The organism is Sodalis sp. RH19, assembly GCF_047324215.1.
Taxonomy (GTDB): Bacteria; Pseudomonadota; Gammaproteobacteria; order Enterobacterales; family Enterobacteriaceae; genus Acerihabitans.
The window spans coordinates 1,984,306-1,996,005 of sequence record NZ_CP178734.1; the positions used below are offsets into that span (position 1 = coordinate 1,984,306).

The following is an 11,700-nucleotide window of genomic DNA, read 5'->3' on the forward strand; positions in this document are numbered from 1 at the left end:
AGATGAATCAATGTAACGTATTATTTTCGGTCAGGAAACAGTATGGAGTTATTTCAACCACGCGCGCGGCGGGGAAAGCTGCCTTCCCTGGGCGAGCCCTACGGCCGGTCGGTGCTGGGCGCGCCGTTGCTTTTTTTCCCGGCCGCCGCCCCAGCCCCGGATACCGGGTTGATTATCGCCGGTACCCATGGCGACGAAACCGCAAGCGTGGTGGCGCTGTCGTGCGCGCTGCGCACGCTTGGCCATCCTGCGCGTCATCATGTGATCCTGGCGGTAAATCCGGACGGCTGCCAATTGGGATTGCGGGCTAATGCTAACGGCGTGGACCTGAACCGCAATTTTCCCGCCGCCAACTGGCGACCGGAGGAGACGGTGTACCGTTGGACCAGCAGCGCGGCGGAGCGGGATGTCTTGCTGTCCACCGGCGCCGGACCGGGCTCGGAGCCGGAAACGGCGGCGTTATGCCGATTGGTGGCGCGACTCGCCCCCGCCTGGGTGGCGTCTTTTCATGAGCCGCTGGCCTGCGTGGAAGAGGCCGTGCCATCGCCTTTGGGCGCCTGGCTGGCGGCGCGGCTGGCGCTGCCCTTGGTGACAAGCGTGGGCTACGAGACGCCGGGTTCGTTCGGGAGTTGGTGCTCAGATCGTGGTCTGTCCTGTATTACCGCCGAGCTTCCCGCCGTGTCGGCCGACGCCGCCACCGATCGTTACCTGGCGGCGCTGGTTGAGCTGCTGATCTACGATGGGAATGCCGGGTGAGAGACGCTCATACTTTAACCAGCCGGTTTTAAGTCCGGTGGTATCGGCGGCCATACCCTGCCATGGGCGTTCGGGCGGATGGGAAAACCACGCCCGATTCGACCCCATCGGCACGGTGTCCCTTTAACACGTCTTGTGTAGGTTTGGCGATCGCCGTCCTGGTAATATTGGGCTTACATGAAGATGAATGTCGCCATGGTGATGTCGCTGCGGCGGGGGTTTCGCTTGCCGTGCGTGAGGGTGCGCTAGGGCATATGTCGCTTTGGAGAAGGTTTCGCTTGCCGTGCGTGAGGGTGCGCCAGGGTATATGTCACTTTGGCGAAGGTTTCGCTTGCCGTGCGTGAGGGTGCGCCAGGGTATATGTCACTTTGGCGAAGGTTTCGCTTGCCGTGCGTGAGGGTGCCAGCGTCAGGGTGCGCCAGGGCATATGTCGCTTTGGCGAAGGTTTCGCTTGCCGTGCGTGAGGGTGCGCCAGGGTATATGTCACTTTGGCGAAGGTTTCGCTTGCCGTGCGTGAGGGTGCGCCAGGGTATATGTCACTTTGGCGAAGGTTTCGCTTGCCGTGCGTGAGGTGTTCATATGTATTGCCGGGCGCCGGCAAGCGACAAGGAGGCCGTAGCGCGACGGCCTCCTTGACCTCCGCGCGCCCGGCAGATCGCGCGTCGCTACGCGATGCCTTCCGCCGCCAGTTCCCCCGTTATGCACCGGCCCGGTTAGCGCTCCCGGCGCCACCGGGCCTTTCGCCGCTCCCGGCGGCTCATGCCGGGGTCACAGGCGCCGTCAGCGCGCTTTATGCCGGTCCACATGTCGCTGTTGGCCATGCGTTTTATGAAGTGACTGCGGCGCTGTTGCTTAGGATAGGGATTGGCGTCGGGATAGGATTGACCATCATGGGATGCAATTGCTGTGGAATGCAGCTGACACAACGAAATGTTGGACATGCAGTCTTGCAGTCTTGCAGTCTTGCAGTCATCATTCAACTTTAAGCTTAAGTTTTAACAGTAAGCATTACGCTTTCAACCATTAGCCATCAGGCTGTACACTTTAGCGCAAAATCAATACTGATATTTTTCCGGTAATCGCATACCGCTAGGAACCCCAAAACGCGGTTTTACTCACAGGCGATGGTGTTGACGTGGTGCCGGCATAGAGTGCGCCGGCAGCGCGCATCACGGCTGGATGAGCCGCCGGGAGCGGCGAAAGTCCGGTTTGCGCCGGGAGCGCATACCGGGCGGTCCACAAGCCGGGATGGGTGATGCCGGGCACCGCGCAGCGGCGCACGATCTGCCGGACGCGCGGAGGTCAAGGAGGCCGTCGCGGTACGGCCTCTTTGTCGCTTGCCGGCGCCCGGCACTACATATGAACACCTCACGCACGGCAAGCGAAACCCCCACTGGGGCAACATAAGCCATTTCGCCATCCGCAAATGCCCCCCCACCGCGGCCACATAAGCCATTTTGCCATCCGCAAATGAAACCCCTGCCGCGGCCACATAAGCCGTTTTGCCATCCGCATATGAAACCCCCACCGCGGCAACATAAGCCATTTTGCCATCCGCAAATGAAACCCCTGCCGCGGCCACATAAGCCATTTTGCCATCCGCAAATGAAACCCCCACCGCGGCAACATAGGCCATTTTGCCATCCGCAAATGAAACCCCCACCGCGGCAACCTAGGCCTCCCCGCCAGCCGCCAGCGCCCCCGCCACGATTGGCGAGGTCACTTACAAATTTTGGCGAAAAGAGCGGCGGACGGCAGACGAAGCCATTTTAGCCCAGGGTGATGGAGCCGCAGCCGAAATTGAGGTGCGGTTCGGCATCCAGCGCCAGCCAGGTCGGACCGTCGAGATCGATAAACCGCGCCCCGGGCGTCAGCGGCAGCGCGGCGGCGATAGCGCGCGAGGTGCACAGCATGCAGCCGAGCATAATGCCGAAACCCTGTTCCCGCGCCTGTTGCGCCAGCAGCAGGGCTTCGGTAAGGCCGCCGGTTTTATCCAGCTTGATATTGATCATCTCGTAATTATCCCGTAATGCGGGCAACTGCTGGCGGGTGTGGCAGCTTTCGTCGGCGCAGATGGGCAGCGGATGGATAAAATGCTGCAGCGCGGCATCCTGCTCTGCGGGCAGCGGCTGTTCAAGCATGGCCACGCCCAAATCCGCCAGCAGCTGGCAGCGGGACGCCAGCCCTTCCGGTTGCCAGGCCTCGTTGGCGTCGACAATCAGCGTGGCGTCCGGCACCGCGGCGCGGATGGCCACCATGCGCTCGGTGATAAGCCGGTCGTCAAGTTTGATTTTCAGCAGCCGGGCCCCCGCCTGCCAGTAACCCAGCGCCGCCTCGGCCATGCGCTCCGGATCGTTGATGCTCAGCGTTTGCGCCATGGCGATGGTTGCCGGCAGCGCCACGCCCGCCCTTTGCGCCAGGGTTTGGCCGGCCAGCTGGCGTTCCAGGTCCCAGAGCGCGCAATCGACGGCGTTGCGCGCCGCGCCGGCCGGTAACAGCTGCTGTAATACGTCGCGGGTGATATCCTGTTCCACCGGATGAACCACGGCGGCGAGCTGTTCCATGACCGACTGCTCAGTTTCGCCATAGCGGGGATAAGGCGTGCATTCGCCAATGCCCCGGACGCCGTCCTGTTCTATCTCCACCACCACTACCCGGGCTTCGGTACGGCTGCCGCGCGCAATAACAAACGGCGTATGCAGCGGCCATGCCTCCGGATAGAAACGCATTACTCTCATTGTGACCCCTTAGATAAGCAATAATAAATCAAAACTAAACAACCCTGCCGGCAAACACAAGGTCATGAAGATATTTACGCGGCGCGGCGCGGGCGTCAGCTTTCGCCCTCTTCGCCGGATTTTTTGGCGCTAAGGCCGTATTCGCGCAGCTTATTGGCAATGGCGGTATGGGAAACGCCCAGGCGTTTGGCCAGTTTGCGCGTGCTGGGATAGGTTCGGTAAAGGCGGGTCAGCACGGAACGTTCGAAGCGTTTGCTGATCTCATCCAGGGACCCGTCGAGGATTTCCTCCGCCATGGGCTGCGTCAGGTCGAAATCCGGCAGATCAATATCGGCGACGCGCAGTTCGTCCCCGTCCAGCTGGGCCATGGCGCGGGTTAAAACATTTTTCAGCTGGCGTACATTGCCCGGCCAGGCGTAGCGGTTAAGCATAGCGGCCAGGTCGGGCGCGACCCGCGGGCGGGGGATGCCCTGCTCATCGCAGAACTGGGCGATAAACAGCGCGGCCAGCGGCATGATATCGTCCGGCCGGTCGCGCAGCGGCGGCAGGCTGAGCGTCAGCACGTTCAGGCGATAATAAAGATCTTCGCGAAACTGTCCTTTATGGACCAGTTCCAGCAGGTTTTTCTGGGTGGCGCAGTAGACGCGCACATCCACGTGCATTTCACGATCCTCGCCCACGCGGCGGAACGTGCCGTCATTAAGAAAGCGCAGCAGTTTGTTTTGCATGCTCGGCGACATCTCGCCAATTTCGTCGAGCAAGACCGAGCCGCCGCCGGCCTGTTCAAAAAAGCCTTTTTTGCCCTCAAGGGCGTTGGGATAGGCGCCGGCGGCGTGGCCGAATAATTCGCTCTCCGCCACATCATCCGGCAACGCGGCGCAGTTCAGCGCCAGGAACGGGTGTTTGCCGCGCCGGCTGCGCAGGTGGCAGGCATGGGCCAGCAAATCCTTGCCGGTGCCGGTCTCGCCGGTAATCAACAGCGGCGCATCCAGCATCGCCAGCCGTCTGGCGCGATCGAGGGTTTGGCGCATGGCCTGGCTGACGGCGATGATATGGCTGAATTCGCTATCATCGTTCGGCGCGTGTTCCTGCAGCTGACGTCCCATGCGCACGGCGGATTTCAGCAATATCACCCCGCCCACCGTGGCGGGCTGTCCGTCTTCGCCGGTCAGCTGAACGGGGGTGATTTCCAGCAGATAGTCCTGGCCCTGGATCACCACCCGCAGGCTTTCGGCGGCCTGCCGGCCGCTCTCAAGCCAGCGCACGACGTTAAAACCGCCGATCAGCTGGTTTACCGGCTGTTGGTGCAGTTGATCGGCGCGTTGGCCGAACAGGGCCAGCGTGGCCGGGTTAGCCAGTTCCACCCGGCCTTTGAGGTCGATGGACAACACCGGCTCCGGCATGGCGGCCAGGATGGCTTCCAGCGCGCGGTGCTCGCGCTCGGAGGGCATAAACGCGACGGTATGCACGTCGCAGACGCCGGGGATGCGGCGGATTTCCGCCATCAGCGCCCGAAAGGTGTCGATTTCAAGCGTAGTCAGATTAAGATGGATCCGCCCGCTGGGGTCGATTTCAATACCGCGCAAATCGATACCGCGCGCTACCAGTAAATCCAGCAATTCCCTGGCCAGACCGAGGCGGTCCTGACAAATAACTTCCAAACGCATGTACGCCTCTTACCCGTGATGACAATATTGGCTACATAATACGTGGCGACGCGTCCGGGATGAAGTCATCTGTCACAAAAAGTTGCCAGGATGGAAAATTTTCCGCCCGGCGCGGGCCACGGCGCAGCGGACGGGAGCATCAGGGGGCGGGTTTACGCTCCATCAGGCTTTTCAACTGGCCGATAATTTCCCGCCTATAGTCCCCCAGGCGCGGTTTGTCGCCCTCTATCCAGGGCAGCGGACGACACAGTTCCATGGCCTTGATGCCCAGGCGCGCGGTCAGCAGGCCCGCGCCCATGCCCTGGGCAACACGGGCGGAGAGGCGCGCGGTCAGGTCCTGCGACATCCAGTCCAGTCCCACTTCGCGCACCCATTCGCTGACGCCGGCAAAGGCGATGTTCAGCAATACCAGCCGGAATAACCGGATGCGGCTGAAATACCCCACTTCAATGCCATACAGCGCCGCCACCCGGTTGATAAGCCGCAGATTGCGCCAGGCGATAAACCCCATGTCTACGATGGCCAGCGGACTGACCGCGATCATCAGCGCGGACTCGGCCGCGGAACGGCTGATTTCCGCCCGCACCCGGCCATCGATGACCGGCTGCACTATTTTGGCGTACAGCATAACCACTTCACGATCGCTGTGGGTATCGTGCAGCATCGCCTGCCAGCGCCGCAATGCAGGATGGGCATCGTCAATTCCGGCCTGGCTGGCCAGGCGCAGACAGAACGCGCGACCCTGGCCCAGCGCGTGGCTGCGCAGCAGCTCCCCGGCCCGGTCGCGTTCCCCGGCCCGTTGGCGCAGGCGATATAACCGCCGCCATTCGGTGGCCAGCGACCCGGCGCCCGCCAGGACAAACAGGGCGCCGGCGCCCAGCCCGCCCAGCGCCAGCCAGTCGTGCTGCTGCCAGGCGCGCGCGGCCCACAGCGCCCCCTGCGCCCCCGCGCTGACGACCAGCAGCCCGGTGCCGGCAATGACCATGCGGCGCCAGATACTGCGTTTCGGCCGCAGGGCGTTGACAAGCAATTGCTCCGCCCGCCCTTCCTCATCCTGCTCCTGCTCCGGCGGCGTCAGCGGATGAAACTGCGCATCCTGTAACTGCTCAAAGGTGAGCTTCGCGCGCAGCGCGGCCTCCGCCGGCGGCGCCAGCGGCTTGTCCGGCTGTGGTGGAAAATCGATACGGGGCTTTACGGGATCGTTCATCGTAGTTTATCTCCCAATAAAAACTCCATCACCGCATCCAGGCGGATGTGCGGCAGCGGCCGGTCGGGGTCCATGGCGCGCGGACGGAAATTTTCGAAGGCGAATCCCTGTTCGCGCCAGAAGGCGGCGCCCGGCAAACGGGCCGGCACGTCGCCCGGATAAAAGGTCAGCGGCTGGTTGTCTTCCAGACGATGTCCGTTCAGGGCGGGAATGGCGCCGCCCTGATGATCGACCAGGCCGTTTTGCGTGGCCTGCACCGAGGCCAGTCCCGCACAGTCCATGGTGATGCCTTCGAACGCGGCATTTTGCCAGGCGTCCTGTACCAGTTGCTGCAATAGCGACACCAGGTTGGCCTGCTGATCGGTGGTGACGTGATCGGCCTTGCTGGCGGCAAACATCAGCCTGTCGATACAAGGCGAAAACAGACGGCGGTACAGGCTGCGCTTGCCGTAATGAAAGCTTCTCATCAATTGGGTCAGGGCCAGGCGCATATCGTTAAAGGCATGGGGGCCGCTGTTTAGCGGCTGCAGGCAGTCGACCAGCACGATTTGCCGATCGAACCCGGTAAAGTGCTGCTTATAAAAGCCCTTGACCACTTCCTGGCAGTAATAGTGATATCGCGCGCGCAGCATGCCGAGATTGGACGTTTTTGCCGCCTGTGCCAGCCGTGCCTCGCCGTCGTCCGTCACATCGGGCCAGGGGAAAAACTGCAGCGCCGGCGCGCCGGCCATATCGCCCGGCAGGACAAAACGCCCGGGCTGGATAAAGTGCAGGCCCTGGCGCTTGCAGTGCAGCAGGTAATCGGTATAGGCGCCGGCGATATCCGCCAGCGCGCGCTCATCGGCCGGCGCCAGTGGGTCAAGCGCGGCGCACTTCGCCAGCCACGGCGCCGCCCATTGCGCCCTATCGCCCTGCAGCAGGCCGTGCATCTGCCGCGACCAGGACAGGAAGTCCTGCTCCAGCATCGGCAAATCCAGCAGCCATTCGCCGGGGTAATCGACAATTTCCAGATACAGCGTGCCGGTATCCTTGATATGGCGCCAGAGGGAATCGCGTGAACGATAGCGCAGCGCCAGGCGCATTTCACTTACGCCGCGCGTCGGCACCGGCCAGGCGGGCGGCGTGCCGTACAACGCGGCGATGCCCTCGTCATAGGCAAAGCGCGAAATGCCCAAATGGCGCTGGGGCACCCGCTTGGCCCCGAGCAAACGGCCGTCGCGCACGGCCGAAAACATCGGCAGGCGCGCGCCGTTATTGACCATCAGCAATTGATTGACAAAGGAGGTGATAAACGCGGTTTTGCCGCTGCGGCTCAGTCCGGTAACCGCCAGGCGCAAATGGCGGTCCAGGCCGCGGTTCAGCAACGCGCCGAGATCATTTTGCAGCCGGCTCATAACGCTTTCAATGGGTAAGGGGCATAAAAAAAGCAAAAAAACCGCACCGTGGCCTGAGCGAACATATATTCCTCCTGGTTGAAAGAAGTCTATTATGTCGCCCAATGGCCTAACAAACAAATTTCCGCCGCCGATGCCGGACGGGCGAGCTCACCTCCGGGCCGGCGCCGCGCCAACCGAGTAGTCCATGTGCTGCAAATCCGCCATAAGCGACGGGCCGGTCGGCTCCCACCCGAGCTGCCGGCGCGTCCAAACGCCTGAAGCCCGCAGATCCATGCCGGCGAACATGGCGAACCAGCCGAAATGCGGTGCCGCGTCCCCGCCCGACAGCGAAACCACCGGCACGCCAAGCCCCGCGCCGACGCATTGCGCGATGTCGCGCGCCGGTATCCCTTCCTCGGCCACGGCATGATAACGCGCGCCCCTGCTGCCCTTGTCCAGGACGAGCACATAGAGCTTCGCCACATCAAGCACATGGGCCGCCGGCCAGCAGTTGGCGCCGTCGCCGACATAGGCCGCCACGCCCTTTTCACGCGAGATGGCGATAAAGGGCGTAATCAGCCCCTGTTTAACGGTGTCGTGGACCTGAGGAAGCCGCACCACGCGCACGTCTATCCCATCCTCGAGCAGCGCATGGCCCGCCAGCTCGGACGCCACGCGCGGATTGGGATGGTTGGCGTTAAAGACATCCTCCGTCGCGGGCTGGCCGTGGCCGGCATCGCCCATGCCGGTACCGGAGGTAATGATAAGGGGGCGATCGGTGCCTTTAAGCGCGGAGCCCAAGGCGGCGATGGCACGCCGGTCCTTTTCGCAGTTCGCCGCGAAGTGGGCGAAATCATGATCGAATGCGGTATGGATAACGGCGTCGGCCGCGGCTGCCCCGGCGCGCAGGCTGTCGAGATCTTCCAGGGCGCCGCGATGGGCTTGCGCGCCGGCCGCCTCCAGGGCTTGGGCGCCGGCGTCGGATCTTGTCAAGCCGAGGACATGATGTCCGGCCGCCAGCAGTTCGGGTACAATGCGCGCGCCGATAAAGCCGGTCGCGCCAGTGAGAAATACGCGCATGAAATACCTCCTGTGTGGTCGTGCAGCAAGTATTCTCCTAAAGTCCGGGCGATAAAAGTAGTGGCTTTATCCTAGTATAAAGAGTAACAGGATCGCGGTATCCCCCGGCACGCCATCCCTTACGCGCCTTGGCATGACATACAGTGCCGGCAAGGCGTTACAGCTGGCGAAAGCGATTGCGCACGCCGAAGGTGTCGGAGGTGACGTAACGCTCTACCTCGCGCAGTTGCTGCTCGCTGTCCTGCAACTGCAATTCCAGCAGTTCGATCTGCTGGGCCGGCGGCATGCGCGAGCGGCCGGCCGGCGCTTCGTCAGCCGGCGCCGGCTCGAGCCAGTAGGCCAGGATGGCATAGGCGGCGAGGGTCAGCAAAAACAGGCCGAAGAACATCGACAGCACCACGATAATACGCACCAGTTTCACCGGTACGTCCAGATAATGCGCCACCCCGGCGCAGACGCCTTTGAACATGCCTTCTTCCGGCCTGAGGTAAAGCGGCTGTTTAAAAGGTTGAGCCATATCATTGCCTCCAGTTGGGGTGTTCGGCATCCAGTATATCTTCCAGCGCCCGGATGCGCGCCTGCATGCGCGCCGCCTGTGCGTTGAGTTCGGCCAGGCGGCGGCTGTCCTGCGCCTGCAATGCCGAACCCTGCCTGCGGCGGCTGTTGTAATGCAGCCACAGCCATATCGGCGCCACGAACAGGATGAAAATGGTCAGCGGAATGGCAAGCACAATCGACACGGCTTCCATGATGGCTCCTTTAAGTGGCTTTTATTATTCGCTTTGGTTCATTTTGGCCTTCAGCGCCGCCAGCTGGGCGCTGATTTCATCATCCGCCCGCAATTCGGCGAACTGTTGGTCCAGCGATTTCTGCTTGCCGAAACCGACGCTTTCCGCTTCCGCTTCCATATGATCGATGCGCCGCTCAAACTGCTCGAAGCGGGCCATGGCCTCATCAATCTTGCCGCTGTCCAGCTGGCGGCGGATATCGCGCGACGAGGCCGCGGCCTGGTGGCGCAGGGTCAGGGTTTTCTGGCGGGCGCGGGTTTCCGCGAGCTTATTTTCCAGCTCGCCGATTTCGCGTTTCATGCGATCGAGGGTTTCCTCGATAACCGCAACATCCTGGCGCAGGGTGGCGATAATGGTCGTCAGGCGCTGTTTTTCCATCAGCGCGGCGCGCGCCAGATCTTCTTTGTCTTTGGCCAGCGCAAGCTCGGCTTTGCCCTGCCAGTCGGCCTGCTGGGTTTCAGCCTGGTCGATGCGCCGCAGCAATTGTTTCTTTTCCGCCAGCGCCTGAGCGGAAGTGGTGCGTACCTCGACCAGGGTGTCTTCCATTTCCTGGATCATCAGGCGCACCAGTTTTTCCGGATCTTCCGCTTTATCCAACAGTGCGTTGATGTTGGCATTCACAATATCGGTAAAACGAGAAAAAATACCCATAGCTTGATCCTCTATAAACAGTCATGGCCGAAAGATGTCGTCATCCTTCACCACCCTATCATTACAATTACCGTGCCAAGAGCGCTGATAATTTAATTTATTGATTTAAAATAACTTTTAAAATTGACGGCGCCGATGCGTCAGTTATAGTGAATATTATTACCAATTATTGGCGAAATTAACCATGACCGAGACCCATGATAATCTGCTGGGGCAATCCAATAATTTCCTCGAGGTGCTGGAGCAGGTGTCCCGCTTGGCGCGCCTGACCAAGCCGGTGCTGGTGATAGGCGAACGGGGCACCGGCAAAGAGCTGATTGCCCGGCGGCTGCACTACCTGTCGCCGCGCTGGCAAGGCCCGTTTATCTCCCTGAACTGCGCCGCGCTCAATGAAAACCTGCTGGATTCGGAATTATTCGGCCATGAAGCCGGGGCGTTTACCGGCGCGCAAAAACGTCACCAGGGGCGTTTTGAACGCGCCGACGGCGGTACCCTGTTTCTTGATGAACTGGCCACCGCGCCCATGATGGTGCAGGAAAAATTGCTGCGGGTGATTGAATACGGCGAGCTGGAACGCGTCGGCGGCAGCCGGCCGCTGCAGGTGGATGTGCGGCTGGTCTGCGCCACCAACGCCGACCTGCCCCGCCTGGCGAAAACGGGCGGCTTTCGCGCCGATCTGCTGGACAGGCTGGCGTTCGACGTGGTGGCGCTGCCCCCGCTGCGCGAACGGCCGCAGGATATCATGGTGATGGCCGAGCATTTCGCCATCCAGATGTGCCGGGAAATAGGGCTGCCCCTGTTCCCCGGCTTTACCGCCCGTGCGCGCCGCACCCTGCTGGATTATGGCTGGCCGGGCAATGTGCGCGAACTGAAAAACGTCGTCGAGCGATCTATTTACCGCCATGACACCACCGAACGGCCGCTGGACGCCATCCTGCTGGATCCGTTTGCGTCGGTAACGCCGCCGGCGGAGACGGCCGTCCCGGCGGCGGACGAACCGGCGTCCCTGCCGCTGGATTTGAAGCGCACCCTGGATCAGCAGGAGCGACTATGGGTGGAGCGCGCCCTGGCGCAAGCCCGTTATAACCAGCGCCAGGCAGCGGACCTGCTGGCGCTGACCTATCACCAGCTGCGCGGCATGATGAAAAAACACGGTATCAGGGTGGGCGGCGGGGAGTAACGATCAGGCAAAAAAAAAGCCAGCACCCAAGCTGGCTAAAATAATACTGGAAGCAATGTGAGCAATGTCGTGCTGACAACCGGCAAACGAGGCCTGTCGGTTGACAGCAAAACGATGATAATAGTTATCACTATCGTCTGTAAAGCATTTTGTTGATAATTATTCTCATTACCATACTATTATTGGGGTTCTTTTCGCCGCCTTGGCGCTTTTTAACCCGTTGCGTCAGCTATATTCGCGCCATGAATTGGGTGTCA

General features: G+C 61.5%; 10 protein-coding genes. 2 read left to right on the forward strand and 8 right to left on the reverse strand.

Going from position 1 to position 11,700, the window contains the following annotated elements; genetic code table 11:
- Window positions 1-42 precede the first annotated feature (42 nt).
- Window positions 43-756: a murein tripeptide amidase MpaA gene (mpaA, locus tag ACL2XF_RS08890; protein WP_410015178.1), complete on the forward strand. Its 714-nt coding sequence runs from the start codon at window positions 43-45 to the stop codon at window positions 754-756.
- Between the two features lie 1,769 nt (window positions 757-2,525).
- Here mpaA and ycjG read toward each other — a convergent pair.
- The 8 genes from ycjG to pspA all read right to left on the reverse strand — a co-directional run bounded on the left by ycjG (window position 2,526) and on the right by pspA (window position 10,263).
- Window positions 2,526-3,494, reverse strand: a complete 969-nt coding sequence (gene ycjG, locus ACL2XF_RS08895) for an L-Ala-D/L-Glu epimerase (RefSeq protein ID WP_413722806.1) — start codon at window positions 3,492-3,494, stop codon at window positions 2,526-2,528.
- Window positions 3,495-3,589: 95 nt separating this feature from the next.
- Window positions 3,590-5,161: a transcriptional regulator TyrR gene (gene tyrR / locus ACL2XF_RS08900; RefSeq protein WP_413722805.1), complete on the reverse strand. Its 1,572-nt coding sequence runs from the start codon at window positions 5,159-5,161 to the stop codon at window positions 3,590-3,592.
- 139 nt (window positions 5,162-5,300) lie between these two features.
- On the reverse strand, window positions 5,301-6,368 hold the full coding sequence (locus tag ACL2XF_RS08905) for a YcjF family protein (RefSeq protein WP_413728455.1): 1,068 nt from the start codon (window positions 6,366-6,368) through the stop codon (window positions 5,301-5,303).
- Window positions 6,365-7,762, reverse strand: coding sequence for a YcjX family protein (locus ACL2XF_RS08910; protein WP_413728456.1), 1,398 nt, complete (start codon window positions 7,760-7,762; stop codon window positions 6,365-6,367). The genes ACL2XF_RS08905 and ACL2XF_RS08910 overlap by 4 nt, the downstream gene beginning before the upstream one ends.
- 150 nt (window positions 7,763-7,912) lie before the next feature.
- A complete protein-coding gene (locus tag ACL2XF_RS08915) occupies window positions 7,913-8,824 on the reverse strand; it encodes an SDR family oxidoreductase (RefSeq protein ID WP_413728457.1) in 912 nt (303 codons plus the stop codon).
- Window positions 8,825-8,981: 157 nt separating this feature from the next.
- Complete coding sequence (gene pspC / locus ACL2XF_RS08920) at window positions 8,982-9,341, reverse strand: envelope stress response membrane protein PspC (protein ID WP_410015184.1); 360 nt, start codon at window positions 9,339-9,341, stop codon at window positions 8,982-8,984.
- A gap of 1 nt (window position 9,342) precedes the next feature.
- A complete protein-coding gene (gene pspB, locus ACL2XF_RS08925; protein ID WP_410016551.1) occupies window positions 9,343-9,564 on the reverse strand; it encodes an envelope stress response membrane protein PspB in 222 nt (73 codons plus the stop codon).
- Window positions 9,565-9,597: 33 nt separating this feature from the next.
- Window positions 9,598-10,263 carry a phage shock protein PspA gene (gene pspA, locus ACL2XF_RS08930; protein ID WP_413722801.1) on the reverse strand — a complete coding sequence of 222 codons (666 nt, stop codon included), beginning with the start codon at window positions 10,261-10,263 and terminating at the stop codon, window positions 9,598-9,600.
- A gap of 184 nt (window positions 10,264-10,447) precedes the next feature.
- Between pspA and pspF the strand changes: the two genes are divergently transcribed.
- Entirely contained in the window at window positions 10,448-11,443 is a 996-nt protein-coding gene (pspF, locus tag ACL2XF_RS08935; RefSeq protein WP_410015186.1) for a phage shock protein operon transcriptional activator, read from the forward strand.
- The last annotated feature ends 257 nt before the right edge of the window (window positions 11,444-11,700 follow it).

Coding starts and splice junctions, on each gene's coding strand:
- ACL2XF_RS08910 (WP_413728456.1), bottom strand. CDS start 7,762: ATGAGCCGGCTGCAAAATGATCTCGGCGCGTTGCTGAACCGCGGCCTG.
- ycjG (WP_413722806.1), bottom strand. CDS start 3,494: ATGAGAGTAATGCGTTTCTATCCGGAGGCATGGCCGCTGCATACGCCG.
- tyrR (WP_413722805.1), bottom strand. CDS start 5,161: ATGCGTTTGGAAGTTATTTGTCAGGACCGCCTCGGTCTGGCCAGGGAA.
- pspA (WP_413722801.1), bottom strand. CDS start 10,263: ATGGGTATTTTTTCTCGTTTTACCGATATTGTGAATGCCAACATCAAC.
- pspF (WP_410015186.1), top strand. CDS start 10,448: ATGACCGAGACCCATGATAATCTGCTGGGGCAATCCAATAATTTCCTC.
- ACL2XF_RS08905 (WP_413728455.1), bottom strand. CDS start 6,368: ATGAACGATCCCGTAAAGCCCCGTATCGATTTTCCACCACAGCCGGAC.
- ACL2XF_RS08915 (WP_413728457.1), bottom strand. CDS start 8,824: ATGCGCGTATTTCTCACTGGCGCGACCGGCTTTATCGGCGCGCGCATT.
- mpaA (WP_410015178.1), top strand. CDS start 43: ATGGAGTTATTTCAACCACGCGCGCGGCGGGGAAAGCTGCCTTCCCTG.
- pspC (WP_410015184.1), bottom strand. CDS start 9,341: ATGGCTCAACCTTTTAAACAGCCGCTTTACCTCAGGCCGGAAGAAGGC.